Below are 25,264 nucleotides of genomic sequence, written 5' to 3'. Positions count from 1 at the left end.
AGACATTAGCCAGTACCTGATGCATCACTACAACTGGATCCGACCTCATCAATTTAACGATGGATTGGCCCCAGCGAAAACGGAAGAAAAACTCAAAACCGTGTCCGGGATGAGTTGACCACTACAATGCGACTTACGCCATCGACCGGCCTCAAACCCTCCAAGGTGGGATGAGCATCGCACTCCTCATGTAGAGTTCGTCACCTACGTAACTCCATTTCTTTCCGCTCAGCCAAACGCCTAACAGTTAGCCGTATGTCGCTGATGTTGTATGAGCTCAGGGCAAGGATGCTCACTACGCAGTAAGTTATCCATAGACCTCAATCAGAGTCGCAGACACTGGCCGAGGAAAATTTCCGGGCTTCCGGGATATGCCCTAGATCGGGGTGTGTCAGGAAGGTCAAGGCAAGAGCACTCCCAATCAAAAGCAGGCTTTAACTGCTTTAAAGACAGAAGCAAGAGCGTGTCAAAGCCTAAGGGCTTTGACACCAAGGCGGTGTCTGTCTAGAAAATTACGGCTGAGTAGATCGTGTCACGCACCAGGGTCGGCGATGCCTCGTTGCTCATCATGATCGCCAGGATCACCACTTCCACCAGCACCGCCGCCAGGGTCAGGATCATGGTGCCGTAGGGGTCGCCGACCTTTTCGGCGAGCAGTTCGGCATGGTGGGCCACGCGCATCGAGGCCATGACGATAAAACCGATCAGCACCAGGCCGCCGAGCAGGGCCGTCACCTGTCCACTGTGCAACAACCTGTGCTCCAGAGGGTAGGCCGCGAGGGCGGCGATCAGCGCCAGCCACATGTACTTTTCTTGCTTGAGGGATGTGAGCATTACGGGCCTTTTCGAGCGGCAAATCAGTCATTGATGGGGTACAGACTGCGGCGTATCGCTAACGTTTCGTTACACCTTAGTTCATTCGCCCATTGCCGCAGGCACGAACAATGCTTACCGCTCGGTCAGGTTTTACCGATTATTTGCGCCCTGGCCTGTAGAATGCCGCCATTGCACCTGATGAGAACGCACCCATGTACGACTGGCTCAATGCCCTGCCCAAGGCCGAACTGCACCTGCACCTGGAGGGCTCGCTGGAGCCCGAGTTGCTGTTCGCCCTGGCCGAACGCAACAAAATCGCGCTGCCGTGGAACGACGTCGAAACCCTGCGCAAGGCCTACGCCTTCAATAACCTGCAGGAGTTTCTCGACCTCTACTACAAGGGCGCCGATGTATTGCGCACCTCCCAGGATTTCTACGACCTGACCTGGGCCTACCTGCTGCGTTGCAAGGCGCAGAACGTGATCCATACCGAACCGTTCTTCGACCCGCAGACCCACACCGACCGGGGGATCCCGTTTGAAGTGGTGCTCAACGGCATCGCCAGCGCGCTCAAAGATGGCGAGCAGCAACTGGGCATCACCAGCGGCCTGATCCTCAGCTTCCTGCGCCACCTGAGCGAAGAGCAAGCGCAAAAAACCCTCGACCAGGCGCTGCCGTTCCGGGATGCGTTTGTCGCCGTAGGCCTGGACAGCTCGGAAATGGGCCACCCGCCAAGCAAGTTCCAGCGCGTATTCGATCGCGCCCGTGGCGAAGGTTTCCTGACCGTCGCCCATGCCGGTGAGGAAGGCCCGCCGGAGTACATCTGGGAAGCCCTCGACCTGCTGAAGATCCAGCGCATCGACCATGGTGTGCGCGCCATTGAAGACGAGCGCCTGATGCAGCGGATCATCGACGAGCAGATCCCGCTGACCGTGTGCCCGCTGTCCAACACCAAGCTGTGCGTGTTCGACGACATGGCCCAGCACAACATCCTCGACATGCTCGAGCGTGGGGTGAAGGTCACGGTGAACTCGGATGACCCGGCGTACTTCGGCGGTTATGTCACCGAGAACTTCCACGCGCTGCACACCTCGCTGGGCATGACCCAGGACCAGGCCCGCCGCCTGGCGCAAAACAGCCTGGATGCACGCCTGGTCAAGCCCTGACCAAACCCTGTAGGGGCCGGTTTTCCGGCTCCTACAAGGCCGCCATCCGGGCAATTTCCAGGCGCCCGGTCTCGGTGACCTGCAGTACGCTCGACTCATTGATCACCGTCAGCCAGCGTGACTGCATGAACAACTGCAACAATCCCGCCCCCAATGCCCCGCCCAGGTGCGGTTGCTGCTCGCTCCAGTCAAAACAATCACAAGCCATCGTCGAGTAACTGTGCTGCGCCAGGGCCTGGGTGTAAATGCCACGCTCGGCCAATTGGCGTGCGCCCAACGGCGTCACGTGAAGCCGCTGTTCGAAGCGTTCAACCCACTTCGCCAACACCATGCGTTGATAGAGTGCTGCCGCCATTTCACCCCCCAGATGGTCATGACAAAGCCGCGCATGACGCAACGACGACGGTGCCAGCAAGGCCGCCACCGGCAGGCCGACTGCACTGCGCGCCACACTGGCCATGGTGGTACTGGCCAGCGCATCGACTGCCGCGCTCACATCGGCCGCCGCCATGCGAAAGAAGCGTTTGCGCCCCCGGGCTTCAATGCGCAGCAATCCACCCGCCGCCAATCGCGCCAGATGCGCATTGGCCGATGACGCGGATAACCCCGCCAGCATCGCCAGTTCTTCGGACGGCTTGGCCGAGCCGTCCATCAACGCCCAGATCATCGCGGCGCGTTTGGGGTCGGCCAGCAAGGTGGCGATCTGGCTGATGCAAGGTGCCTGTTCCATGTATTCACTCCCTGTAGATTCGTTGGTCTGCTCCATTTCGCGGAAAAGTATAAGTGTGTAAGCAGCAGATTCCGTGGCGTCTTACAGCCAAATCAGCGACAGCATTTGCCTGAAATTTCCTGAATTCCCTGGGGTTATTACGTAGTCCCTTGCTGTTCAGGCAACTGCGCACTCAACTTCCCACAACGTGCCACGAGCATTTCACGCAGGAGGTTGATCGGCTTACTCAACTGCGCGCGATGGGCGCACAGCAGATTGAGCGGTGTGCGCTCACCCTGCAGCTCCGGCAAGAGCAACCGCAGGCGGCCTGCCAGTACGTCGGCGCTGACATCCAGCCAGGACTTATAGGCAATCCCCACCCCGGCCACGGCCCAGCGCCGCACCACATCGGCATCGTCACTGAAGCGGTCACCGGTAACCGTCAGACTGATTTCCCGTTTGCCATCCTGAAAGCTCCAATGGTCATGCACTCGGCTACCGAGCATGTACAGCAGGCAGTTGTGCTGGGCCAGTTCCTCCAGGTGGCGCGGCTCGCCATGCCGGGCCAGGTAGCTGGGCGCGGCGCAGAGCACCCGGCGATTGTCCGGCGCGACCGGCAAGGCCACCAGGCTCGAATCCTCGGGTTCGCCATAGCGCAAGGCGATATCCACCGGCTGGCGGAACAGGTCGGCAATCCGGTCGCCCAGTAGCAGGCGCACACTTAATTGCGGGTGCTCGCGCTGAAATTCGTCCAGCCACGGCAACAGCAGGTTGCGGCCGAAGTCCGAAGGCGCCGACAGTTGCAAAACACCACTGACATGGTCCTGGCTGCTGGCCAGCAGGCGCCGGCCTTCATCCAGTTGGCTCAAGGCACCGCGGGCGTATTGCAAGAAACCCTCGCCCTCGGCAGTCAGGCGCAGGCTGCGAGTAGAACGTGCCAGCAAGCGCGCGCCCAATTGTTGCTCAATGCGTTTCAACGCTGCGCTGGCCACCGCCGCCGACATATCCATGACCCGTGCGGCGGCCGACAAACTCCCCAAATCCGCCGCACGTACGAACAACTGCAAATCATCAAAACGCAGCATGACCACCGCCCCGAGGGATTATCAAAAAACCATTGAAAGAGACTGCTCTTTTAGCGGGTTTTATCTGCAAGAGAAATAGCTAATGATCTAACCATCCCATTCCGCCCTTCCTGGAACTTGCCATGAAAGCCATCGCCTACTATGCCGCATTGCCAATCAACGACTCCAAGTCCCTGCAAGATATCCAGTTGCCTGAGCCGGTGGCCGGGCCACGCGACCTGCTGGTAGAAGTCAAAGCCATCTCGGTCAACCCGGTGGATACCAAGATCCGCCAGAACGTCACCCCGGAAAACGGCGCGGCCAAAGTGCTGGGCTGGGACGTGGCCGGTGTGGTCAAGGCCGTGGGCAGTGAAGTGACGCTGTTCAAGGCCGGCGACAAAGTGTTTTATGCGGGCTCCCTGACCCGCCCGGGTGGCAACAGCGAACTGCACACCGTCGATGAGCGCATCGTCGGCCATATGCCCAAGAGCCTGGGGTTTGCCGAAGCCGCAGCCCTGCCGCTGACTGCCATCACCGCCTGGGAACTGCTGTTCGAGCGCTTGCAAGTGCCTGAAGGCAAGACCGATCAAGGCCAGAGCCTGCTGATTGTCGGCGCTGCCGGTGGCGTAGGTTCGATCCTCACCCAATTGGCGGCGCAACTCACCGCACTCAAGGTGATCGGCAGCGCCTCGCGCCCGCAAACCCAGGCCTGGGCCAAGGACCTGGGCGCTGACCTGGTAGTCGACCACAGCCAGCCACTGAGCGAAGAGCTCAAGCGCGTAGGCCACCCACAGGTGACCCACGTCGCCAGCCTGACCCAGACCGACCAGCACCTGGACCAGTTGGTCGAAGCGCTCGCGCCCCAAGGCAAACTGGCACTGATTGATGACCCCAAGTCGCTGGATGTGCTCAAGCTCAAGCGCAAGAGCCTGTCGCTGCACTGGGAATTCATGTACACCCGCTCGATGTTCGAGACTGCCGACATGATCGAGCAACACAACCTGCTCAATCGAGTGGCCGAGCTGATCGATGCCGGCACCCTGAAAACCACGGTGGGCGAGCACTTCGGCGTGATCAACGCAGAGAACCTGCGCCGCGCCCATGCTTTGCTGGAAAGCGGCAAGGCCAAGGGCAAGATTGTGCTGGAAGGCTTCTAAGAAGCGGGCTCTGTCAGTGTCGTCCGTTCCACCTGTGGGCAACGGACGGCACCGCTAGTCAGACACTTGATCCTTGTCATATTTTTGAGCGTCTTCGGGTTTATATTGGCCGCCTTTGCCACGCAATCTTTTACGTGAGGAAGTCAGCAATGAAGATCCTGATAAAAGCGTTAGCAAAATCCCAAGGCAACAAATGGCAGGTCCGCCTGGACCAGGACGCCTTTACCTTCCGCAGTGAAGCCGAGGCCCGCGCCTTCGCCAACACCCTGCAAAACCGGATCCAGGCGCCCCACCGGTTTCCCGAAAACCAGCAGCGCGCTACGGGCTGAAAAGACTGTCAGACCTGCGCTTGCAAGGCTCGCTGCCGCTGCAGGCGCTGGGTCCACATGGCCACCACTACCGCCAACACTCCGCACAGGCTGATGACGATCGACATCGGCATGGCCGTGCCGTCGTGCAATGCGCCGACCAACGATGCCGCACCTGCCGCCACACCAAACTGGATGCAGCCCAGCAGTGCCGAGGCGCTGCCGGCCCGCGCGCCCTGGCCGTTCATGGCGCACGCCGAGGTATTGGGCATGATGCAGCCCAGGCTGGCGATACACAGGAACAGCGGCACCAGCAGCGGCCACAGTGCTTCGGTATGCAAGGCACTGACGGCCAACAACGCCAGCGCTGCCGCGAGGTAAACCCATACTGTACGGGTCAGGAGAAAGGCCGGCCCGCGCTTGGACAGCAGCCGCGCATTGACCTGCGCCACCAGGATAAAGCCCGCGGCATTGGTGCCGAACAGCCAGCCATAATGCTCAGCCGGCACGCCGTACAGCTTGATAAAGACGAAAGGCGAACCGGCAATGTAGGCAAACATCCCGCCAATCGCGATGCCGCCGGTCACGGCATACCCCAGGTATACGCGGTCGGCCAGCAGGCGCCCGTACTGGCGCAACGCTCCGGACAGCGGCTGCCGAGGTTGATGGGCCGGAAAACTCTCCGGCAGACCGACAGCCACTGCCACACCCGCACCGACGCTGAACAGGGTCAACGCCAGGAAGATCGACTGCCAGCCCCACAGGCTGACCATCACCCCACCGAGCATCGGCGCCAGGATCGGCGCCAGCCCGACCACCAGCATCAACTGCGAAAAGACCTTGGCCGAACCCACCGCGTCGCACTTGTCGCTGACCACCGCCCGGGAAATCACCATGCCCGCACACCCGCCCAGGGCCTGGACGAAGCGCGCACCGATCAGCCACTCCAGGGACGGCGCATAGGCGCACGCCAGGGAGGCCAAGGTGAACAGGGTGACACCACTCAATAGCGGGACGCGCCGGCCAAAACGATCCGCCAGCGGCCCATAGATCAATTGACCGACCGCAAGCCCGGTGAAGTACACCGCCAGGGTCAACTGGATATGTTTTTCGTCGGTGCCGAACGCCACCGCCATGGCCGGGAAGCCCGGCAGATAAAAGTCGATGGCCAGCGGCGCAAATGCGCTCAAGGCCCCCAGAATGAGGAGTATGCGAAGGTTCATCAGGCACCCAAAAGAGTCGGCAGCCCGACAGTCTAGCCGCGCTTGGGTGCCTTGAACATTACGATAGCTCGCTAACTATTAAATAATCAGGCGAGCTTGGCGCTGTAGCCTTCATCGGTAATCACGCGGATCACTTCTTCCGGTAACAAACGACTTTCCACCCCCACTTCCTTGGCGCCCAGATCGACCTTCACACTGGCTGCCGGGTCCAGGGCCTGAACGGCTTGGGTGACGGCACGAACGCAGTGGCCGCAGGTCATTCCTTCAACGCTGAATATTTGCATGACATGACTCCTTAAGTGAGGTTGCACCCAGTTTCATCCTTGCCACGATGGCAAGGTCAAGCGCCGAAAACAACAGCCGGGCTGGTATTCCCTGGCGGCGTCGGCCAAGCTGCAACCATCCACGATTTGAAACCCGGAGAATTCACCATGCGCTGGTCGCTTTTTGGCCTTGTGAGCCTGTTGAGCCTGTTCGCCGCCGCCCCCCAGGCCAGCGCGGCCGAGGATTATGCGGTGCTGATCATTTCCAGGGAGCGCCTGGAAGTCCCCACCAATTGCGAGATTGGCCTGTACGTCAATGACCAGTTGGCCGGGCGGCTGTTCCAGGAGCAATCCACCTCGTTCAACTTCCCCGCAGGCCCGGTCTCGCTGCGCCTCAAGCTACTACCAGGCCAAGCCCCAGGCTGCCTGCCGGGATTGCTGGCGCCCAAGGCACAACACATCGAGTTGAAGGCAGGCGATGTGCGCAAACTGCGCATTGCCCAGGGTGCGGACGGCATGTACCTCAAGGCGGCAAAGCTGGGCTATTAATCCACGCCAGGCAAACAATGGAGCTTGACCTTCCCCTAAGGTCAAGGTTGATCCTACAGCTAACATTTCCCGGAAGACTGCCGCAAAGCGCAACCGCCGGCCGCGAGATCTGCGCAAAATTGGGCAGCATCCATTCGGGGCTGTTGTGTCCAACTGGTTCGGCCTGCTCGACCTGCTACGGACCCTGTCCAGCGCGGACATGGTGAGCAATGCGCTGCTGTTGAAACCTGGAAACCCAAGGATCTTGAGGATCACCGCCCATGAACATCGGTCTGGCAGCCCGGCAAAGCGGCTTGAGCGCCAAGATGATTCGCTATTACGAATCCATCAACCTGCTTAAACCGGCCAATCGCAGCGACAGCGGCTATCGCCTATATGGCCACGACGACCTGCACACCCTGGCATTCATCAAGCGTTCGAGGGATCTGGGGTTTTCCCTGGAGGAGGTCGGCAAGTTGCTGGAACTGTGGCAGGACCGGCAACGGGCCAGTGCCGACGTCAAGGCGTTGGCTCGACAGCATATTGAAGAGTTGAACCACAAGATCCGCGAGTTGGGGCAACTGCGCGATACATTGCAGGACCTGATGGAGCACTGCCAGGGCGATCACCGGCCGGACTGTCCGATTCTCAAGGAGTTGGCAGCGGGCGGTTGTTGCAAGTGACGGGGTATCACTGACCGCCCACAAAACCCAATGTGGGAGCCAGCTCCCACATTTACATTGCCAGTGACCTGAAGGTCACTGCATCCAAGGCGGTGGCGGTTCTTCCGCCGGTTTGCCCGGTGGCGCATCATCCGCCGCACGGATCGCCTGGCGCCGCTCTTCGTCGAGCCGTGCCGCTTCGATCTCGCGCATCACGCCGCCCACATCCGCCAACTCTTCCGGCTCGTCGAACTCGCCGGTCAGCACGCTGGCCGGGTGCAAGGTGCCGGCTTCGTACAGCGCCCACATTTCCTTGGCGTACTTGGTGGTCTTCAATTCCGGGGCAAAGCGCCCGAAATACGAAGCCATGTTGCCCACGTCCCGCTCCAGCATGGTGAATGCGTGGTTGTTACCCGCCGCATCCACCGCTTGCGGCAGGTCGATAATGACGGGGCCGGTCGGCGTCAACAGCACGTTGAACTCCGAAAGGTCACCGTGCACCAGGCCGGTACACAGCATCAGCACGATCTGCGAGATCAGGAAGGCGTGATACTCACGGGCCTGATCCGGTTCCAGGACCACGTCGTTCAGACGTGGCGCCGCGTCACCGTATTCATCGGCCACCAGCTCCATCAGCAACACGCCTTCGAGGAAGTCGTAGGGCTGGGGCACACGAACGCCCGCACCGGCCAGGCGAAACAGCGCCGCTACTTCGGCGTTCTGCCACGCGTCTTCGGTTTCTTTCTTGCCGAACTTGGAGCCCTTGGCCATGGCCCGGGCCTGTCGGCTGTTACGGACCTTGCGGCCTTCCTGGTATTCGGCCGCCTGACGAAAACTTCGTTTATTCGCCTCCTTGTAGACCTTGGCGCAACGTAACTCGTTGCCGCAGCGCACCACATAAACAGCTGCTTCTTTACCACTCATAAGTGGGCGCAGCACTTCGTCGACCAGACCGTCCTCGATCAGGGGTTCAATGCGTTTAGGAGTCTTCATCAGCTTTTATTGTGGGTCCTTTATTACCAAACACGCGTATGGCACTCGTTATACGGCAATCCTCGCACAGCGGGGAGAGGGTAACGAGCTTTGATCTGCTAAAGAATGCATCCAATATGCCAGATTAATCCGACAAAGCCGTTATTGCCCAAGGCGTTCGGATGATAGCCGAGATCAGCGCTCAATGATCGCTGTCACACCCTGCCCGCCCGCCGCGCAGATCGAGATCAGCCCGCGCCCCTTGCCCGCCGCATCCAGCAGCTTGGCCAGGTTGGCGACGATACGCCCACCGGTGGCGGCAAACGGGTGTCCGGCCGCCAGGGAGCTGCCCTTGACGTTAAGGCGGCTGCGGTCGATAGCGCCCAACGGCGCGTCCAGGCCCAGGCGGGTCTTGCAGTAATCGGCATCTTCCCAGGCCTTGAGTGTGCACAACACCTGGGCAGCGAAGGCCTCGTGAATTTCGTAGTAATCAAAATCCTGCAGTGTCAGGCCATTTCTCGCCAGCAGGCGTGGCACGGCATACACCGGCGCCATCAACAGCCCTTCGGCGCCGTTGACGAAATCCACCGCCGCCGCCTCGCCATCGCGCAGGTAGGCGAGGATCGGCAGGCCACGCTCCTTGGCCCAGGCTTCGCTGCCCAACAACACCAGGGACGCGCCATCGGTCAGGGGGGTGGAGTTGCCGGCGGTGAGGGTGCCCTTTTCGCTGCGTTCAAAAGCTGGTTTGAGGCTGGCGAGTTTTTCCAGGGTCAGGTCCGGGCGCAGGTTATTGTCGCGGGTCAGGCCGAGAAACGGCGTGAGCAAATCGTTGTGCCAGCCCTCGGCGTAGGACGCAGCCATCTTCTGGTGGCTTTCCAGGGCCAGTTGGTCCTGTTCGGCGCGGGGAATCTGCCAGGTCTGCGCCATCAGCTCGCAGTGCTGGCCCATGGACAGGCCAGTACGCGGCTCGCCATTGCGCGGCAGTTCCGGCTTGAGGTGTTGCGGACGAAGTTGTAACAGGACTTTTAATTTATCCGCCATGGATTTGCTGCGATTGGCTTGCAGCAGGATTTTGCGCAACCCCTCATTGACGCCAATGGGCGCGTCGGAGGTGGTGTCGACGCCGCCGGCAATCCCGCATTCGATCTGCCCCAGGGCAATCTTGTTGGCCACCAGCAGCGCCGCTTCCAGCCCGGTGCCACAGGCCTGTTGAATGTCATAGGCCGGGGTTTGTGGCGACAGGCGCGAGCCCAGCACGCATTCGCGGGTCAGGTTGAAATCCCGCGAGTGCTTGAGCACTGCACCTGCGGCTACCTCGCCCATGCGCAGACCGTGCAGGTTGTAGCGCTCGATCAAACCTTCCAGGGCGGCGGTCAACATGGCCTGGTTACTCGCTGTGGCGTAGGGGCCATTGGAACGAGCGAAGGGGATACGATTACCGCCAATGATCGCGACGCGGCGCAACTGAGTCATGTAAAGCTCCCTGAAGGTGGTAGGTGCAATCCTGAGCCTAGACTAGGAACGACTGTCACCGATTGATGGTCCACCCTTTGAACCCCAGCAGCCGGAGAGCGTTCCATGTCTGACCGTTATATCGACTTCGCCAACTCAAGCCTCGGCCACCGCCTGGTCTCGGCCATTGGCCTGCCGTCCCCGGTACGCCTGGAGCGCTGGCAAGCCGGGCGCCTGCGTCCGGTGGACGGCGCCCTGCTGTTGGGCGGCGGCCCGCTCGCGGCCCAGGTTCAGGGGTTTGCCAATAAACTCACCGAGGCCATCTACAGCTACGGCCCCGAACCGTTGCAGGCCACGCCGTGGATTCCCGGGCATGGCCCCAAGCTCAAGGCGGTGCTGTTCGACGCCAGCCACTTGCAGCACACCGACCAACTCAAGCAACTGCGCGAATTCTTTCAGCCGCTGCTGAAAAATCTCGACCACAGCGCACACTTGGTGATTCTCGGCCGCGCCCCGGAAAGCCTCGACGAGCCGTTTGCCGCCAGCGCCCAGCGCGCCCTCGAAGGCTTCAGCCGGTCCCTGGCCAAGGAGCTGCGCAACGGCGGCACCCTGCAACTGCTGTATGTCGCAGAAGGCGCCGAGGATCAGTTGGAAGGTGCGCTGCGGTTTTTCCTCTCGCCGAAAAGTGCCTATATCAGCGGCCAAGTGCTGCGCCTGAGCGCCTGCCCGACCCAGGTGCACGACTGGACGCGCCCGCTGGCCGGGCGCAAGGCCCTGGTGACCGGAGCTGCCCGTGGCATCGGCGCGTCGATTGCCGAAACCCTGGCGCGCGACGGTGCCGAAATTGTGTTGCTGGATGTGCCGCAAGCCAAGGCCGATCTCGACGCCCTCGCCGCACGGTTGGGCGGGCGTGGCATTGCCTTGGATATCTGCGCCGATGACGCGGCCACGCAATTGATCGAGCAATTGCCGGACGGCATCGACATTGTGGTGCACAACGCTGGCATCACCCGCGACAAGACCCTGGCCAATATGACCCCGGAATACTGGGACGCGGTGCTGGCGGTCAATCTCAACGCCCCGCAAGTGTTGACCAAGGCCCTGCTCGACAGCGGCACCCTGCACGACAATGGCCGCGTGGTATTGCTCGCGTCCATCAGCGGCATCGCTGGCAATCGCGGGCAAACCAACTACGCCGCGAGCAAGGCCGGGCTGATCGGCCTGGCCCAAGCCTGGGCGCCGTTGCTGGCGCAACGCGGCATCAGCATCAACGCGGTGGCACCGGGCTTTATCGAGACCCAGATGACTGCGCATATTCCCTTCGCCTTGCGTGAAGCCGGGCGACGCATGAGCTCCCTGGGCCAGGGCGGCCTGCCGCAGGACGTTGCCGAAGCAGTGGCCTGGCTAGGCCAGCCAGGCTCGGGGGCGGTCAGTGGTCAGGCGTTGCGGGTGTGCGGGCAAAGCCTGCTGGGAGCATAACGATGCTGTGGCACACATTACCCAGCAGCCCGGCGCTGCCACCGTTGTACTGGCGCGCCGCACTCAAGCGCAAAATCACCGGTACCACCCTGCCCGACTTTGGGCTGCACTGCCGGGTGCAGGTCAATCCCGAGGCAGTGGCGGCCTATCGCAAGGTCTGCGGGTTTGCCGACAGCCCAATGCTGCCGGCGACCTATCCGCACATCCTGGCGTTCGGCCTGCAGTTGCAGTTGCTGACAGCCCGGGAATTTCCTTTCCCACTGTTGGGGCTGGTGCATCTGAGCAACCGTATCCGCGTATTCCGCCCCATGGGCGGGGTCAGCGAGGTGCGGGTCAGTGTGCATACGCGCAACCTGCAACCCCATGCCAAGGGTGCGACCTTTGACTTGATCACCACCGTCGAGGATTCCCTGGGCTTGCTGTGGGAAGGCGAAAGTCGAATGCTCTGTCGTGGGGTGAAACTCGAGGGGGAGACGCCGGAGCAATCCCTGCCAACAACTAATACCGTCAGCGAACTGACCCGCTGGCAGGCGCCGTCCGACATCGGTCGGCGGTACGCCCGAGTATCCGGCGACTACAACCCGATCCACTTGAGCGCCCTCACTGCCAAGCTGTTCGGCTTCCCCCAGGCGATCGCCCATGGGCTGTGGAACAAGGCGCGCACCGTCGCGGCCCTGCATGAACATCTGCCGGCGGCGAATATCGAGATCTACGTTGAGTTCAAGAAACCTGTGCGGCTGCCTGGACAGGTCATCTTGTTAAGCAGTGCCCCCGGCTCCGGCGGCGAGTTGCAACTCAAGGGCGATGGCGACATCGAACATATGCTCGGGAATTGGCAGCCGATTGCCTGAAACCGGGGTAATTTGCTGATTAATTGTATATATACACCCTAAGTTATAGCGGGTCATTGGTAGCCCGCAAGCTTATTTAAGCCATTGATTTAAAACACATCACCCCAAACAAAAAGCCGTCTTATATACCTTTGGTATTAGTCACCAAGACGAATAAACCTGCCTGTATATAAATCGTTAATACCAAGTTGAGCGTTGCGACAAAGAGTACCGAGGACTGTTATAGCCACAACGGACGCATGTATTGCTCGCTGAAGAACGGGCGGACTAGCGAAACCAACAAAGGCTGTACCAGGTGCTAAGGAACTCATCATGAAAACTCAAGTCGTGTTGTGGAAGGCAAGTACTGCATTGGCCCTTATTCTGGCGATGAGCCTGGGAGGCTGCAGCAGTGGTGGTGGCGGTCATAAGAGCAGCGTCGCATCCTCCTCCCCGGATGCCGGTGCCGGTACCGGCGGTGGTGATGGTGGTGGCACTGGCGGCGGCACTGGTGGCGGTACCGGCGGTGGCACTGGCGGCGGCACTGGTGGCGGTACCGGTGGTGGCACTGGCGGCGGCACTGGTGGCGGTACCGGCGGTGGCACTGGCGGCGGCACAGGTGGCGGTACCGGCGGTGGCACTGGCGGCGGCACTGGTGGCGGTACCGGCGGCGGCACTGGCGGCGGCACAGGTGGCGGTACTGGCGGCGGCACTGGCTCGACCACCAGCCCCTTGGTCACCGGGCAGATTGCAGCCAACCTGGGCGACACGCTCGGCAATGTCGGCACAGCCATTGGTGGCATCGGCACAACCGTTGGCGGCGTTCCAGTAGTCGGCACTACGGCAGGTGGCCTGGTGACCAGCGTGGGCACCGCAGTCGGCAGCATCGGCACTGGCGTCGGCGATGGCCTGGGTTCCCTGGGCACTAACAGCAACTCCCTGGGCGTTACCGTGGCCGGCGTGGCCAACGGCGTTGCCGACCTGGGCACCGGGGTTTCGAACACCGGTAAAACCCTGTCGACCACCTTGGGCGGTATCCCAGTAGTCGGCGGCCTTACTGGCGGCGTCGGTGGGGCCGCCGGTGGCCTGGTGGATAAAGTCGGCCAGGCGGTCACCATGCTCGGCGATACCTTGAGCACTGCCAGCACCACCGGTCCCCTGGGATCGGTCACCAACACCCTGGGCGGCAAAGTGCTGGTGCCTGTGGTCTCGCTGGTGGAAAACACCACGGGCAATCTGGGCAAAGCCACTGGCCTGGGCAACCCGGTCAACGGCCTGCTGGATAAAGTCGGTTCTACCGCCACCGGCCTCGGCACCCAGGTGGCAGGCGCAGGTGGCACAGGCAACCCGGTGACCGGTGCCCTGGGCACGGTACTCGGCGGTGTCGGTGCGGTAGCAGGCACTGCAGGTGGTTATGTCGCACCGTCTGCCGGAACCGGCAGTGGCAGCGCCCCAGCCTCCGGTCTGCCTGAACTGGTGGGCGGCCTGGTGGCCAACGTCGGTAACGGCCTGAATGCGGGCAACACCAACGGTACCGTCAGCGCGGGCGGTGTGGCAGGTGGCGCATTGGGCAATACGGTGGCTTCGCTCGGCACGGTGATCGGTGGCAACGGCGTCGCCAACACGGCGGCAACCGCACCGGTCGCAGGTCTTGCGAACAATGTGGGCGCGGCGCTGAACCCTGTGACTTCAGGTATCAGCAGCCTGACCCAAAACATCGGCACCACTACCGGCATCGGTGCACCGGTCAATGGCCTGGTGACTCAAGTAAGCGGCGCAGTCAGCGGCCTCGGCGGCAACATCACCGCAGCCAATGCCAACCCGATCACCAACACCGTGGGTCAGACCGTCAACGCAGTCGGTGGAGTGGTCTCCTCAGTGGGTGGTCTGGTCACCGGCGGCACCAGCGGCAGTGGCGGTGGCCTGCTCGGCGGCCTGAACATCAACGCCAATGCCACGGCGTCTGGATCGGCCACTGCAAACACCGGCGTAGGCGGCCTGCTCAAGGGCCTGACCGGCAAATAGAAGAATTGCACCTGGCCATTAGACGGCCTCCCCTACAGCGCCTACGCTTGGTTGAGACGAGAGATTCCAATGGGTCTCTCGTCTTTTTTATTGGACTCCCAACCGCGTCCAAGAGCCCGGTGGGAACCTGCGAAATGCCGCTGCAGTTTTGACCATGGAGTGTCCTATGCGCGCCTTGACCCCGTTGTTATTGCTCACCCTCAGCGCCTACGTCCACGCCGAGACCCTACCCAGTTTCCTCAACAGCAACGACACCATTCGCAATCTCCCGGTTCCCAACCTGCCGGCCGACGCCTACCGCCCAGTGACGCCGCAGACCCAGCTACCCGAGACCCCGGCCGCACAAGCGCAACCGCTACTGATGGACACCAAAGTCACCATCCGCAAGCTGCAGATCGAAGGCGGCACGGTGTACCCGCTCAAGGACGTTGCACAGGTGTTCGAGCCGTTGATTGGCCGTGAAACCAACCTCGCGCAACTGATCGAAGCGACCCGCAGCATCACCCGCCGCTACCAGCAGGATGGCTACTTGTTGTCCTACGCGTTTCTGCCCGACCAGCGCTTCGAACAGGGCCTGGTGCGCGTGGTGCTGGTCGAGGGCTATATCAAGGACTACCAGGTACAAGGCGACATTGGTTCGGTCTCGGCCTACGTCGACAAACTGGCGCAAAAACTCCAGGCCGAACGCCCGCTGACCCGTAAGACCTTTGAGCGCTATACCACCTTGATGGGGCGCATTCCGGGCGTCACGCTGCAAGCGCAAGTACCGCCACCGGGCACCACCGATGGTGCCGCGCATATGAACATCCAGGCCAGCCGCAAACCCTTTACCAGCAGCATGAGCATGACCGACGACAGCCGTGGCGGCCTGCAAGCCTTGATCGCCGGCACCAGCAATTCCCACACGGCAATGGGCGAACAAGTGAGCCTCAGCGGCCTGTTCCCGCCGGGTGAAGACAAAGAGCATTACTACCGGCTCGACTACAGCCAATTCATCAACGCCGAAGGCACACAACTGAGCCTGTATGGCGCACGCTATCGCAGCGACCCTAGCACCCATATCCGCCTGGACGGCGGCTTCTCGCTCAAGCCGCACCGCGAGAACGACCGCTTCTCCATCGGCCTGAGCCACCCACTGATCGCCTCGCCCAGCGAGTCCCTGACCCTCGGCACCCGCTTCTACGGGGTGAACGACAAGACTCGCTATCAACTGGTGGGTTACCCGCAACGCTTTGACGTAGAAACCGACTTGCGTGCGCTGGCCTTTGAAGGGGATTGGCGCAAGGCCGACAATCGCCAACTGCGCATCCTCAGCGCCGGCCTGTACCAGGGCATCGACGGCCTGGGAGCCCACACGCGCAGTGACCTGGAGGGGACAAAGTCGGACCTGGACTTCTTCCGCCTGCGCCTGTCCGGGGTGCAGAGCGACAAGTTCTTCGACAACTGGCAAGGCGTGCTCTCGGCAGCGCTGTACTGGAGCGACGACACCTTGCCCGACAGCGAACGTGCGGTGTTCGGTGGGCAAAATTTCGGCCGAGGCTACCCGGATGACCAGGGCTCGGGCGACAAGGGCTGGGGGGTGGCCTACGAGGTGAACTACAGCTACAACCGCGCCGGCGATTGGGTAAGAATCGTGCAGCCCTACGTCGTGCTCGACCGCGCCAAGGCCTGGTTCAACAACCTGCCGGTCAAGGACAGCGACATGTCATCCGCCGCCGTTGGCGTGCGCTTTGGCGATGCCAAGTACTACAACATAGCGCTGGAGGCGGCCAAGCCGATGTCCGATATGGCATTGGATAGCTTTAACCGGCGGCCGCGCTACACATTGAGTTTTAGCTATCAGCTATAGGAACCGGCTTGCCGGCGATGTAGCGACCCGAAAAGCCAGCTCCCACAGGGAACGCAGCTTCGCCCTCTGACTCTGTTGTTGTGGCTCTGCTTTTGATCTGGCTTTTGATCTTGATCTCAGGCGCCCCGTTAAACCACGCTGGCCGCAGGCAGGTATTGCGCAGTGGGCACCCCGGCATGGATGCCGGGGTAGCCGCGACACGGCCATGGATGGCCGATCGCGGCGGGCCCACGGAGCAATGCCTGACTGCGGGCATGCCGAGCCTAGGCGAGGCACCGAGTGGTGGGGCAAAAGCGCTTTGGTTACTTTCGCGCTCTTAGAAAGTGACCCGCCGTAAGGGCGGAACCAATAGCCGCCGTGACCGCAGCAACGGATATGTACACAAACCCAGTGTAGATACCTATGGCCATCGCACTCAGGTCAACGCATCCCCCACCTTGCCAAAAAACGCCTCAATCTGCGGCCCCAACAACCTCCCAGCCGCCAACACCACCAACGCAATCACCACAATCAAAATCACATACTCGATAGCCGTCGCACCGTCCCGCCGGCGCCAGAACAGCATCGACCACGCATACATCCTCAGCAGCAGGGCAGGCAACATAGGGCATCTCCTCAGCAGGGCGCTACGGACAGGCCAACTGTTCCCTACGCCCGGGGAAACAGATTGTTCAGAGTGTCGATCAACCGAACCAGATAGATCGGTTTGCGAAACAGGTCCAGGACCTGCAACCGCAACATGTCACTGACATCATCCATTTCGGCATGACCGGACATGACAATCACGGGCAAGTGCTGGCGTGAGGTGTGCTCACGCAAGCGCTTGATCAGGGAAATGCCGCTTTCTTCAGGCATGCGCAGGTCGGTAATGACCAGCGCAATATCAGGATGCAGTGTCAGTTCCTGCAATGCGTCCGTAACGGAGTTGGCGCAGAAACAAACGAAGCCCTCGTCTCCCAGCGATTCCGCCAGTTCAACGAGGGCCTCTTCTTCGTCATCCACCAACAGGATCTGCTGGCGGCTCGCAACAACAGCGTTCATGAGCAATACCTTCCAAGACAATCACTGATGGGCTTGCTCAAGGCTCTATTGCCAATCAGCTCAAGGCATCCCCGATTCTTTCGAACATGTCCGCGATCTGAGGCCCAAGCAGTTGCCCGGCCGCCAGCACGACCAGCGCAATAACCGCGACAAGAATCACGTACTCAATCGCCGTCGCCCCCTCTTTGCGATGAAAGAACAGTTGGAGTTGAACGTAGAGTTTCATCATGAAGGTAAGGAACATATGACTTCTCCTTTGCGCTTGCTTGCGCTGATATCGCAGTGCTGCACGGTGATTGCCGCGTGCCACTAGAGCATTGTCAACAAAACCCACCTCAACAACTGTAAGAACGGATTAATCACAAAGTATTAGCCGCCATTTTGGCGCCATAAACCTGTGCGTCTAAGGCAATGCGCGAGGGTTCCAAAATAAATCGTGGTGGCTAATGGCATTTTGTCTTAGCTCGGCTACCGTCAAATAGCGAAATCGTTAGATGTTCATAGCTGCCTGGTTGCGAAATCAACTCGTTAGGAAAAACGGGCCCGTAGTGCAAGCAACAGGATAGGGAGAGCCTTCATGAACAGTCGTGTCAGCATGATCCTGGCCGGGTTGTTATTAATCGGTGCGCTGTTTGCAGGCTATTGGGGGCTGGTGCTAAGTCGTCCGCCTGAGCCGGCTGCAGAGCCTGCGCCCTCTGGTGTTTCTGTAGAAAAAACCGTCGCCGCCGTCGAAGACCAGACCCGCCAATCGGTGGTGGTACTGGCCCATGATGTGCCACCGTATGTTGCCCTCACCGCCACCGACCTGACCCTGGAAAAGCTGCGCACCGCACCCGCTGGCAGCTTGACCAGCCTCGACCAGGCCATCGGCCGCACGCCCTTGAGAGCCCTGAGCGCTGGCACTTGGCTGGACGATTCGAGCTTCAATGCCGGTGGCCCACTGGCCCGCATGATCCGCACTGACGAACGCGCCCTGGCAGTGGCCGTCGATGAAGTCATCGGTGCCGCAGGCCAGTTGAGCCCTGGGGATTATGTGGATGTGCTGCTGTTCCTGCGCCCGGAAGGCACTAATCCGGAGCCCACCTCGCAGATCATCGTGCCAGCCCTGCGCCTGCTCAGTGTGGGCGATAACTTGGGCCCCACCAACGATGGCAAGCCCGCCGTTGCGCCGCCCACTACCGATGAAGAAAAAGCCCGCCAGGCACAACGTCAGGCAGGCCCGCCGCGGACGGTAGTGCTGGCGGTGCCGCAACAGTTGATGAGCCGCTTGATGCTGGCCACCAGCGTCGGCGCCTTGCGCCTGGCAGTGCGCAGTGCCGATGAACAATTGCTGAGCCAGTACTGGGCCGGGGACAACGAGGCCTTCGCCAAACTGCAAAGCGCCAATCGCGAGCTGTACCAGTTCACCCAACTGGCCATGCTCGGTACGCCGAAAAGAGTCGCCCAGGCCGCAGGCGCCAGCGAACCCCGGCGCTCCGGCATCGAGGTCATACGCGGTAACCAAGCGACCCAACAAAATCCCTGATTGAACAAGGACGCCTTGAATGCGCCAACGTTTTGCACCTGCGTTCACTCAAATGGCCTGGGCACTGATGCTGTCCAGCCTGCCTGTGGGCCTGGCGTTCGCCGCCACCGACAGCTGCAGCAACCTGGGCGCCTTGCCGGCCGTGGTCGAGGTCGGTGAAGGCCTGCAACAAACCCTGCAATCGCCAGTGCCTATTACCCGCCTGGCCATCGGCGACCCGAAAATCGCCGACGTGCACCTCAACGGGAATCGTGCGTTCCTGCTCACCGGCGTTGCCTCTGGCGCCACCAGCCTGATGGTCTGGACCCACTGCTCCAGCGCGCCGCGCCAGAGCATGGTGTTCGTCAAGGGCAAGGCCACCTCGACCCTGACCAGCCTGGCCCTGTCGCCCTCCGACGACCCGTCCCTGCCGAGCCAGGTGCAGACCGATATCCGCTTTGTCGAAGTCAGCCGCACCAAGCTCAAGGAGGCCAGTACGTCGATCTTTGGCGGCACCCGCAACTTCCTGTTCGGCAGCCCGCGCACAGCCGGGGGGGCCCTGCCGCTGGACAACGAAAGCTTTAACATCGGCATCGGCGGCGGGCGCTTTTCGGCGATGATCAACGCCCTGGAGCGCAGCGGTTTTGCCTATACCCTGGCACGTCCGAGCCTGGTTGCCATGAGCGGGCACAGCGCGACCTTTCTTGCCGGCGGCGAAGTGCCGATCCCGGTGCCGAGTGCCGGCAGCGACACGATCTCCATCGAGTACAAAGAGTTCGGTATCCGCCTGACCCTGACCCCCACCGTGATCGACCGCACGCGGATTTCCCTCAAGGTCGCACCGGAAGTCAGCGAGCTGGATTACGCCAACGCCTTGGAGTTAGAAGGCATCCAGGTACCGGCCCTGACCGTGCGCCGCACCGACACCACGGTCTCCCTGGCCGATGGCGAAAGTTTTGTGATCAGTGGCCTGATCAGCAATAACAACCGCTCCACCATCAGCAAGTTTCCTGGCCTGGGCGATATCCCGATCCTTGGCGCGTTTTTCCGTGACAGCAACGTCAGCCGCGAGGAAAAAGAGCTGCTGATGATCGTCACCCCGCACCTGGTCCAACCCCTGGCCGCCAACGCCCGTTTGCCGTCCCTGCCCGGTGAAAAACTACGCAACTACGACCCCAACTGGTATCGCTTGTACTTCCTGGAAAACGGCAACTTCGACCGACACACAGGACTTTCCCAATGAGCGATAGCCTGAGCCAGACGTTCCTGGCAATTACCCGCAACACCACCGACCTGGAATGGCTGCAGGGGGCCCTGGCGCCCCTGGGCCAAGTGGTCAGTGCCGGTGGCGGCAGCCTCGACGAACTGTTGGCCCTGGTGGACGTAACCTTCGCCAACCTGGTGTTCGTCGGCCTGGACCGCGAGCATGTGGTCGCCCAGAGCGCCTTGATTGAGGGCGCGCTGGAAGCCAAGCCGATGCTGGCCATCGTCGCCCTCGGCGACGGCATGGACAATCAACTGGTGCTCAACGCGATGCGCGCCGGGGCGCGGGATTTTGCCGCCTACGGTTCACGCTCCAGTGAGGTCGCCGGCCTGGTGCGGCGCTTGAATAAACGCTTGCCGCCAGTCGCCCACAATGCGCACCTGGGTGGCCTGACGGTGCTGTATGGCACCCAGGGCAATGCCGACGGCGCGCTGCTGGCCAGCCACCTGGCGATGGTGGTGCAGAAGAGCGGGCAAGAGACCCTGCTGCTGGACCTGGGCCTGCCCCGTGGCGACAGCCTGGCGCTGCTGGGCCTGGAAAGTTCGTTCAACTTTGGCGATGCCCTGCGCCATTTGCGCCGCCTGGACACCACCTTGATCAACAGCGCCTTCACCGCCACCGAAGGCGGCCTGCGCATCCTCGCCTACACCGAAAACGACGAACCGCTGGAAATGACCAGCGCCGCTGAGCTGTACATGCTGCTCAGTGCCTTGCGCCAACACTTCCAGCACATCGTGGTGAACCTCACCGGCCAGCGCGACAGCGAAGCCCTGCGCACCTTTGTCAGCCACTGCGACAAGCTTTTGTGGTGTACCGACCAGAACGTCCTCGACTGCCGGCGCAACCTGGCCGTGCTGAACCATTGGCGGGAAAAAGGCATGAAGCTTGATCATGCCAAGCTGCTGGTGGACCGCTACCTCAAAGGTGCCGCGCCGGATACTGATACATTGGAAAAGAGCTTCGCCCTGGAAGCCATCGCGGTTTTGCCGTTCAGCCCCGAGGTGCGCCTGAACGCCAAGAACCAGGGGCAAACCTTATTCAGCCTGGCGCCCAGGGAGCCCCTGACGCAAAACCTCAAGACCCTCGGTGAACGCCTGGCCAAGCGTTCCGAAGGCCTGCAAAAACCCTCCACCCGTTGGTTTGAACGGCTGTTGGGGACGACCAAATGAACAGCGAAAAACTCTTTGGCGCCCCCGCTCGCGGGCTTAACAGCGCGGTGGATCACGACGGTCTGAAACTGGTGCTGCACCGCTACATCATCGACGCCATCGAAGAGTCGGGGAAAAACCTGCTGGAAGGTTCGCGCCAATCCCTGGCGCAATTTGTCATCGACAAGGTGTCCGAATACATCACCCGCATGCACCTGGCGATTTCCCGTTATGAGATGGAGCGCCTGGCCGAAGAAATCGTCGATGAACTGACCGGCTTCGGCCCGCTGGAAGTGCTGTTGCGTGACCCGTCGGTGACCGAGATTCTGGTCAATGGCCCGCACAGGGTGTTTGTCGAGCGGGACGGCCTGTTGCACCAGAGCGACCTGCGTTTTATCGACGCCCACCATGTGGAGCGGGTCATGCAACGCATCCTCGCCCCCCTGGGCCGGCGCCTGGATGAGTCATCGCCGATGGTCGATGCCCGGCTGCCCGACGGCAGCCGGGTCAATGCGATCATCCCGCCGATTGCCCTGGACGGGCCGTGCCTGTCGATTCGAAAGTTTCGCAAAGACATGCTCAAAAGCAGCGACCTGGTGGCGATGCAGACCATCGACCAGTCGATCTTCGAGTTCTTCCAGGAGGCGGTGGGCAAGCGCTGCAATATCCTGATCAGCGGCGGTACCGGCACCGGCAAGACCACCTTGCTCAATATTCTCAGCCAGTTGATCAACCCCCACGAACGCCTGGTGACCATCGAAGACGTCGCCGAACTGCAACTGGGCCACCCTCACGTGGTGCGCCTGGAAACCCGCCCGCCGAATGCCGAAGGGCACGGCGAGGTGAAGGCCAGCGACCTGATCCGCAACGCCCTGCGGATGCGCCCGGACCGCATCATCCTCGGCGAGATCCGTGGCGTGGAAGTGCTGGATGTGATGACCGCAATGAACACCGGCCACGACGGCTCCATGAGCACCGTGCACGCCAACAATGCCCAGGACGCCCTGTTGCGCCTGGAAACCCTGGTGGGCCTGACCGGTCGCGTGGTTGCCGAAAAAACCCTGCGCCAGATGATCTGCGCGGCCCTGGATGTGGTGATCCAACTGACCCGCCTGCCCGATGGCCGGCGTTGCGTCAGCGAAGTGGTGGAAGTGGTGGGTGTGCGCGATGACGTGTATGTCACCAACACCCTGTTCCGTCATGACCGGCGCACCGGCTTTGGCTTCCTGCGCGAGGCCCTCAACCCGGCGGGTGACAAGCTGCGCCGCGAATCCGCCCTGCCGCTATAGGAGCGTCACCATGACCGGCGCCATCCTGATGTTCAGTTGCGTGATTCTGATTGGCGTGTCGCTGCACCTGTTCCTCAGTGGCCTGCACCAGGCGGAAACCGACCGCGTGCTGGAACGGCTCGCCGCAGGCCAGCCACTGCTGGCCGAAGAACGCGGGCGCTGGGTCGGCCTGGAGCGCATGTTCCTGCGCGCGGGCCTGGGCAAACCCACCGACAGCCTGGGCCTGTGGCTGACCTGTTGGGTGTTGGGCGCAGTCCTCGGGTTTCTGGTATGGAGCTGGGTCGGCCTGCTCGCCATGCTTCTGTTGCCGCCGCTGATACTGCGGCTGTACATCGCCTGGCGCTATCGGCGGCGGGTGAAGCGGATGATCGAACAACTGCCCCAGGTGCTCGACCATACCGTGCGCAGCCTGAAGTCCGGGCGCACCCTGGCCGATGCCTTGCTAGGGGCCATCGACAGTACCGAGGAGCCCTTGAAGCCCGCCATGGGGCGCATTCAGCGCAACGTGCAACTGGGGGTCAGCCTGCCCGAGGCCGCCAGTGATTTCGCCGAATTCTACGAACAGGACGAGTTCCGCATGCTCGCCCTGGGACTCAAGGTCAACCATCGCTATGGCGGCAACGCCAGCGACTTGCTGGAGAACCTGATCAAGGTCATTCGCGAGCGAGAACAAGGCGCCCGGCAATTGCGCGCCATGACCGGCGAAACACGCGTCACCGCGTTCGTGCTGGCCGGCATGCCGATTGCGATGGTGGGCTATTTCATGCTGATCAACCCCGGCTACCTGATGACCATGTGGAATGACGACAGCGGCCGCTACATGCTGCTGGCCGCGCTGAGCATGCAGGTGCTGGGCTGCCTGACGATGTGGCGCATGTTGCGGAGTATTTGAGATGGTCCTGCTGATCAGTGCCTTATTATTTCTGGCTGCGCTCGTGCTGATCGCCGGCCAGCTGCTGAACCAGCGCCGCCGCGAACGCCTGGTCAACCAACGCCTGCAAGGCCAACTGGTGCGCGGTGACCGTCTCGGCACCCTGCTCAGCCAGTTTGGCAGCAGCCAGTTGGCCCAACGCTCAGTGAGCATGGATAACGAAACCCAGCTCCTGCTCAACCGCGTGGGCTGGCGCAAAGCCAATCAGCGCTCGATCTTCGCTGCCTGCCAGATTGGCGTGCCGCTGTTGCTGGCCGGGGTGATGCTGGTGGGACAAAGCCTGATCTTTCCCAATGCCGACTCCCCGTGGATCGCCCCCCTGCTCGGCCTGGGCGTGGGCTACCTGATCCCCAAGCGCATCCTCGCCAGTGCCGCCAAGGCCCGGCAGCAGCAAATCTCCCGCGAGGTGTCGACCTTTATCCCGCTGCTGCGCATTCTGTTCGAGTCGGGCATGGCGGTTGAGCAGTCGCTGCGTGTGTTGAGCGTTGAAGCGCAGCGCCTGCTGCCCGCCCTGACCCAGGAATTGCGCTTGATCCTGGCACGGGTCGACTCGGGCCTGGAACTGGGCGAGGAACTGGGCAAGACCGCCAGGCTCTTGGCCGTGGATGAGTTCACCGACACCTGCATCATTCTTCAGCAACTGATCCAGCAGGGTGGCGGTGCCATGAAGTCGCTGCTGGCCCTCAAGCAACTGCTCGATGACCGCCGCTTGACCCGTTTGCAGGAATTCATCTCGAAGATGTCGGCCAAGATGTCGGTGGTGATGATGGTCTTCCTGTTTCCCGCTTTATTGATTGTGCTGGGGGGGCCGGCGTTTATTGCGATCTCCCGGGCCCTGAGCAGCTTTTGAGGAGCACTCGATGAAAGCACTGATTGCAGGCCTGAGCCTGCTGATGCTCGGCGGTTGTGCCAGTAACGGCCAGACGCCGTGGTCGGCATTGATGACCCCGGGCAGTTGCGCCAAGCCCAGCGCCGAACAGGAGCTGTCGCTGAACCTGGCTGACGACATGGCCAACGAAGGGAAGATGCACGCCAGCCTGGCCAACCTGCAAAGCCTGCCGGACTCGTTGCCGCAAGTGCGCCAGCGCAAGGCCAAGGTTTATCGCCTGCTCGGGCGCAGCGAAGCGCAACCGCTTTACCGCAGCCTGCTGGGCACCTGCATGGCCGCCGAAGGGGAACACGGCCTGGGGCAATTGGCGGCGACCCAGGGCGACAACGCCCAAGCCCTGGCCCATATGCAGCGGGCGGCGCAACTGGCGCCCACCAACGAGAAAATCCGCAATGACCTGGGCGTGGTCTACCTCAATCAACGGCGCCTGGAAGAGGCGCGTTTTGAGTTCATGACGGCCATGGAGCTCAAGCAAAGCGACCAATTGGCGGCGGTCAACCTGGTGACGCTGTTGATCTACCAGGACCACTGGGGGCAGGCCGCGCAACTGGCCAGCCAGGTGGGCTTGAGCCCCGAGCAGGTCAGCGAGGCCCAGGCCCGCGCCGAGAAACTCAAGGCCGCCGGCACACCTGCGGCCAAGGACCAGGTCGCGGCGGCCAGCGATGCACCGCCCGTACTAATCAAGTAAGCGCTTG

25 protein-coding genes and 1 pseudogene are annotated in these 25,264 nt (G+C 61.7%); 16 read left to right on the top strand and 10 right to left on the bottom strand.

From position 1 onward, the window contains the following. Positions 1-510: 510 nt before the first annotated feature. A pseudogene (locus HBR94_RS08580) lies at positions 511-834 on the bottom strand (calcium:proton antiporter); the annotation flags it as partial. Positions 835-1,028: 194 nt separating this feature from the next. Between HBR94_RS08580 and HBR94_RS08575 the strand changes: the two are divergent. Further along, positions 1,029-1,982 (top strand): adenosine deaminase, encoded by a 954-nt coding sequence (locus tag HBR94_RS08575; RefSeq protein ID WP_032859755.1) that lies wholly within the window; start codon positions 1,029-1,031, stop codon positions 1,980-1,982. Between the two features lie 31 nt (positions 1,983-2,013). Here the strand turns inward: HBR94_RS08575 and HBR94_RS08570 are convergent, their stop codons facing one another. Next, complete coding sequence (locus tag HBR94_RS08570; RefSeq protein ID WP_170044509.1) at positions 2,014-2,712, bottom strand: helix-turn-helix transcriptional regulator; 699 nt, start codon at positions 2,710-2,712, stop codon at positions 2,014-2,016. Between the two features lie 137 nt (positions 2,713-2,849). Continuing rightward, the gene (locus tag HBR94_RS08565; protein ID WP_057958244.1) at positions 2,850-3,776 is read right to left on the bottom strand and encodes a LysR family transcriptional regulator; all 927 of its coding nucleotides are present in this window, start codon (positions 3,774-3,776) and stop codon (positions 2,850-2,852) included. 122 nt (positions 3,777-3,898) lie between these two features. On the opposite strand from HBR94_RS08565, the gene HBR94_RS08560 reads away from it, so the two are divergent. Both HBR94_RS08560 and HBR94_RS08555 read left to right on the top strand, forming a co-directional pair. Next, positions 3,899-4,912 carry a zinc-binding alcohol dehydrogenase family protein gene (locus HBR94_RS08560; protein WP_170044508.1) on the top strand — a complete coding sequence of 338 codons (1,014 nt, stop codon included), beginning with the start codon at positions 3,899-3,901 and terminating at the stop codon, positions 4,910-4,912. 149 nt (positions 4,913-5,061) lie between these two features. Further along, positions 5,062-5,241: a hypothetical protein gene (locus tag HBR94_RS08555; RefSeq protein ID WP_057437642.1), complete on the top strand. Its 180-nt coding sequence runs from the start codon at positions 5,062-5,064 to the stop codon at positions 5,239-5,241. A gap of 8 nt (positions 5,242-5,249) precedes the next feature. Here the strand turns inward: HBR94_RS08555 and HBR94_RS08550 are convergent, their stop codons facing one another. Together HBR94_RS08550 and HBR94_RS08545 are read right to left on the bottom strand one after the other, a co-directional pair. Further along, a complete protein-coding gene (locus tag HBR94_RS08550; RefSeq protein WP_057437641.1) occupies positions 5,250-6,443 on the bottom strand; it encodes a multidrug effflux MFS transporter in 1,194 nt (397 codons plus the stop codon). An 86-nt stretch (positions 6,444-6,529) separates the two neighbouring features. Then, positions 6,530-6,727 carry a cation transporter gene (locus tag HBR94_RS08545; protein WP_057437639.1) on the bottom strand — a complete coding sequence of 66 codons (198 nt, stop codon included), beginning with the start codon at positions 6,725-6,727 and terminating at the stop codon, positions 6,530-6,532. A gap of 147 nt (positions 6,728-6,874) precedes the next feature. Between HBR94_RS08545 and HBR94_RS08540 the strand changes: the two genes are divergently transcribed. Together HBR94_RS08540 and cueR are read left to right on the top strand one after the other, a co-directional pair. Next, a complete protein-coding gene (locus HBR94_RS08540) occupies positions 6,875-7,255 on the top strand; it encodes a hypothetical protein (RefSeq protein ID WP_057437637.1) in 381 nt (126 codons plus the stop codon). A 260-nt stretch (positions 7,256-7,515) separates the two neighbouring features. Next, complete coding sequence (gene cueR / locus HBR94_RS08535) at positions 7,516-7,917, top strand: Cu(I)-responsive transcriptional regulator (RefSeq protein WP_057437636.1); 402 nt, start codon at positions 7,516-7,518, stop codon at positions 7,915-7,917. Between the two features lie 75 nt (positions 7,918-7,992). Here cueR and HBR94_RS08530 read toward each other — a convergent pair whose 3' ends face one another. Then, complete coding sequence (locus HBR94_RS08530) at positions 7,993-8,889, bottom strand: PA4780 family RIO1-like protein kinase (RefSeq protein ID WP_029297573.1); 897 nt, start codon at positions 8,887-8,889, stop codon at positions 7,993-7,995. Between the two features lie 174 nt (positions 8,890-9,063). Then, complete coding sequence (locus HBR94_RS08525; protein WP_115127314.1) at positions 9,064-10,341, bottom strand: acetyl-CoA C-acetyltransferase; 1,278 nt, start codon at positions 10,339-10,341, stop codon at positions 9,064-9,066. 105 nt (positions 10,342-10,446) lie between these two features. On the opposite strand from HBR94_RS08525, the gene HBR94_RS08520 reads away from it, so the two are divergent. From HBR94_RS08520 to HBR94_RS08505, 4 genes are all read left to right on the top strand, one after another. Then, complete coding sequence (locus HBR94_RS08520) at positions 10,447-11,799, top strand: 3-oxoacyl-ACP reductase (protein WP_057437632.1); 1,353 nt, start codon at positions 10,447-10,449, stop codon at positions 11,797-11,799. A gap of 2 nt (positions 11,800-11,801) precedes the next feature. Next, on the top strand, positions 11,802-12,650 hold the full coding sequence (locus HBR94_RS08515) for a MaoC/PaaZ C-terminal domain-containing protein (RefSeq protein ID WP_120731480.1): 849 nt from the start codon (positions 11,802-11,804) through the stop codon (positions 12,648-12,650). Between the two features lie 312 nt (positions 12,651-12,962). Next, complete coding sequence (locus HBR94_RS08510; RefSeq protein ID WP_170044507.1) at positions 12,963-14,654, top strand: collagen-like triple helix repeat-containing protein; 1,692 nt, start codon at positions 12,963-12,965, stop codon at positions 14,652-14,654. 166 nt (positions 14,655-14,820) lie between these two features. After that, positions 14,821-16,503 carry a POTRA domain-containing protein gene (locus HBR94_RS08505; protein ID WP_115127312.1) on the top strand — a complete coding sequence of 561 codons (1,683 nt, stop codon included), beginning with the start codon at positions 14,821-14,823 and terminating at the stop codon, positions 16,501-16,503. Positions 16,504-16,918: 415 nt separating this feature from the next. Here HBR94_RS08505 and HBR94_RS08500 read toward each other — a convergent pair whose 3' ends face one another. The 3 genes from HBR94_RS08500 to HBR94_RS08490 are packed head-to-tail and all read right to left on the bottom strand — an operon-like array spanning position 16,919 to position 17,788. Then, positions 16,919-17,107, bottom strand: coding sequence for a Flp family type IVb pilin (locus HBR94_RS08500; protein WP_057958236.1), 189 nt, complete (start codon positions 17,105-17,107; stop codon positions 16,919-16,921). A 44-nt stretch (positions 17,108-17,151) separates the two neighbouring features. Next, positions 17,152-17,544 carry a response regulator gene (locus HBR94_RS08495; RefSeq protein ID WP_057437620.1) on the bottom strand — a complete coding sequence of 131 codons (393 nt, stop codon included), beginning with the start codon at positions 17,542-17,544 and terminating at the stop codon, positions 17,152-17,154. Positions 17,545-17,599: 55 nt separating this feature from the next. Continuing rightward, entirely contained in the window at positions 17,600-17,788 is a 189-nt protein-coding gene (locus tag HBR94_RS08490) for a Flp family type IVb pilin (protein ID WP_057437618.1), read from the bottom strand. A 333-nt stretch (positions 17,789-18,121) separates the two neighbouring features. Here HBR94_RS08490 and cpaB point away from each other — a divergent pair, with 333 nt between their 5' ends. The 7 genes from cpaB to HBR94_RS08455 are packed head-to-tail and all read left to right on the top strand — an operon-like array spanning position 18,122 to position 25,257. Next, the gene (gene cpaB / locus HBR94_RS08485) at positions 18,122-19,069 is read left to right on the top strand and encodes a Flp pilus assembly protein CpaB (protein WP_120731476.1); all 948 of its coding nucleotides are present in this window, start codon (positions 18,122-18,124) and stop codon (positions 19,067-19,069) included. A 19-nt stretch (positions 19,070-19,088) separates the two neighbouring features. Further along, positions 19,089-20,291: a type II and III secretion system protein family protein gene (locus tag HBR94_RS08480; RefSeq protein ID WP_170044506.1), complete on the top strand. Its 1,203-nt coding sequence runs from the start codon at positions 19,089-19,091 to the stop codon at positions 20,289-20,291. Continuing rightward, a complete protein-coding gene (locus tag HBR94_RS08475) occupies positions 20,288-21,481 on the top strand; it encodes a pilus assembly protein (RefSeq protein ID WP_170044505.1) in 1,194 nt (397 codons plus the stop codon). Before HBR94_RS08480 ends, HBR94_RS08475 begins: the two co-directional genes overlap by 4 nt. Beyond that, positions 21,478-22,749 (top strand): CpaF family protein, encoded by a 1,272-nt coding sequence (locus tag HBR94_RS08470; protein WP_115127309.1) that lies wholly within the window; start codon positions 21,478-21,480, stop codon positions 22,747-22,749. The genes HBR94_RS08475 and HBR94_RS08470 overlap by 4 nt, the downstream gene beginning before the upstream one ends. A gap of 10 nt (positions 22,750-22,759) precedes the next feature. Beyond that, positions 22,760-23,641 carry a type II secretion system F family protein gene (locus tag HBR94_RS08465; RefSeq protein ID WP_170044504.1) on the top strand — a complete coding sequence of 294 codons (882 nt, stop codon included), beginning with the start codon at positions 22,760-22,762 and terminating at the stop codon, positions 23,639-23,641. Position 23,642: 1 nt separating this feature from the next. Next, positions 23,643-24,530, top strand: a complete 888-nt coding sequence (locus HBR94_RS08460) for a type II secretion system F family protein (protein WP_120731467.1) — start codon at positions 23,643-23,645, stop codon at positions 24,528-24,530. 10 nt (positions 24,531-24,540) lie between these two features. After that, positions 24,541-25,257, top strand: a complete 717-nt coding sequence (locus HBR94_RS08455; RefSeq protein WP_115127307.1) for a tetratricopeptide repeat protein — start codon at positions 24,541-24,543, stop codon at positions 25,255-25,257. Positions 25,258-25,264 lie beyond the last annotated feature (7 nt).

Origin of the sequence: Pseudomonas sp. WS 5412 (assembly GCF_012985615.1) — a bacterium.
GTDB lineage: Bacteria > Pseudomonadota > Gammaproteobacteria > Pseudomonadales > Pseudomonadaceae > Aquipseudomonas > Aquipseudomonas shahriarae.
This window is presented reverse-complemented; position numbering and strand designations above follow the sequence as displayed.

Coding starts and splice junctions, on each gene's coding strand:
- HBR94_RS08575 (WP_032859755.1), top strand. CDS start 1,029: ATGTACGACTGGCTCAATGCCCTGCCCAAGGCCGAACTGCACCTGCAC.
- HBR94_RS08570 (WP_170044509.1), bottom strand. CDS start 2,712: ATGGAACAGGCACCTTGCATCAGCCAGATCGCCACCTTGCTGGCCGAC.
- HBR94_RS08565 (WP_057958244.1), bottom strand. CDS start 3,776: ATGCTGCGTTTTGATGATTTGCAGTTGTTCGTACGTGCGGCGGATTTG.
- HBR94_RS08560 (WP_170044508.1), top strand. CDS start 3,899: ATGAAAGCCATCGCCTACTATGCCGCATTGCCAATCAACGACTCCAAG.
- HBR94_RS08555 (WP_057437642.1), top strand. CDS start 5,062: ATGAAGATCCTGATAAAAGCGTTAGCAAAATCCCAAGGCAACAAATGG.
- HBR94_RS08550 (WP_057437641.1), bottom strand. CDS start 6,443: ATGAACCTTCGCATACTCCTCATTCTGGGGGCCTTGAGCGCATTTGCG.
- HBR94_RS08545 (WP_057437639.1), bottom strand. CDS start 6,727: ATGCAAATATTCAGCGTTGAAGGAATGACCTGCGGCCACTGCGTTCGT.
- HBR94_RS08540 (WP_057437637.1), top strand. CDS start 6,875: ATGCGCTGGTCGCTTTTTGGCCTTGTGAGCCTGTTGAGCCTGTTCGCC.
- cueR (WP_057437636.1), top strand. CDS start 7,516: ATGAACATCGGTCTGGCAGCCCGGCAAAGCGGCTTGAGCGCCAAGATG.
- HBR94_RS08530 (WP_029297573.1), bottom strand. CDS start 8,889: ATGAAGACTCCTAAACGCATTGAACCCCTGATCGAGGACGGTCTGGTC.
- HBR94_RS08525 (WP_115127314.1), bottom strand. CDS start 10,341: ATGACTCAGTTGCGCCGCGTCGCGATCATTGGCGGTAATCGTATCCCC.
- HBR94_RS08520 (WP_057437632.1), top strand. CDS start 10,447: ATGTCTGACCGTTATATCGACTTCGCCAACTCAAGCCTCGGCCACCGC.
- HBR94_RS08515 (WP_120731480.1), top strand. CDS start 11,802: ATGCTGTGGCACACATTACCCAGCAGCCCGGCGCTGCCACCGTTGTAC.
- HBR94_RS08510 (WP_170044507.1), top strand. CDS start 12,963: ATGAAAACTCAAGTCGTGTTGTGGAAGGCAAGTACTGCATTGGCCCTT.
- HBR94_RS08505 (WP_115127312.1), top strand. CDS start 14,821: ATGCGCGCCTTGACCCCGTTGTTATTGCTCACCCTCAGCGCCTACGTC.
- HBR94_RS08500 (WP_057958236.1), bottom strand. CDS start 17,107: ATGTTGCCTGCCCTGCTGCTGAGGATGTATGCGTGGTCGATGCTGTTC.
- HBR94_RS08495 (WP_057437620.1), bottom strand. CDS start 17,544: ATGAACGCTGTTGTTGCGAGCCGCCAGCAGATCCTGTTGGTGGATGAC.
- HBR94_RS08490 (WP_057437618.1), bottom strand. CDS start 17,788: ATGTTCCTTACCTTCATGATGAAACTCTACGTTCAACTCCAACTGTTC.
- cpaB (WP_120731476.1), top strand. CDS start 18,122: ATGAACAGTCGTGTCAGCATGATCCTGGCCGGGTTGTTATTAATCGGT.
- HBR94_RS08480 (WP_170044506.1), top strand. CDS start 19,089: ATGCGCCAACGTTTTGCACCTGCGTTCACTCAAATGGCCTGGGCACTG.
- HBR94_RS08475 (WP_170044505.1), top strand. CDS start 20,288: ATGAGCGATAGCCTGAGCCAGACGTTCCTGGCAATTACCCGCAACACC.
- HBR94_RS08470 (WP_115127309.1), top strand. CDS start 21,478: ATGAACAGCGAAAAACTCTTTGGCGCCCCCGCTCGCGGGCTTAACAGC.
- HBR94_RS08465 (WP_170044504.1), top strand. CDS start 22,760: ATGACCGGCGCCATCCTGATGTTCAGTTGCGTGATTCTGATTGGCGTG.
- HBR94_RS08460 (WP_120731467.1), top strand. CDS start 23,643: ATGGTCCTGCTGATCAGTGCCTTATTATTTCTGGCTGCGCTCGTGCTG.
- HBR94_RS08455 (WP_115127307.1), top strand. CDS start 24,541: ATGAAAGCACTGATTGCAGGCCTGAGCCTGCTGATGCTCGGCGGTTGT.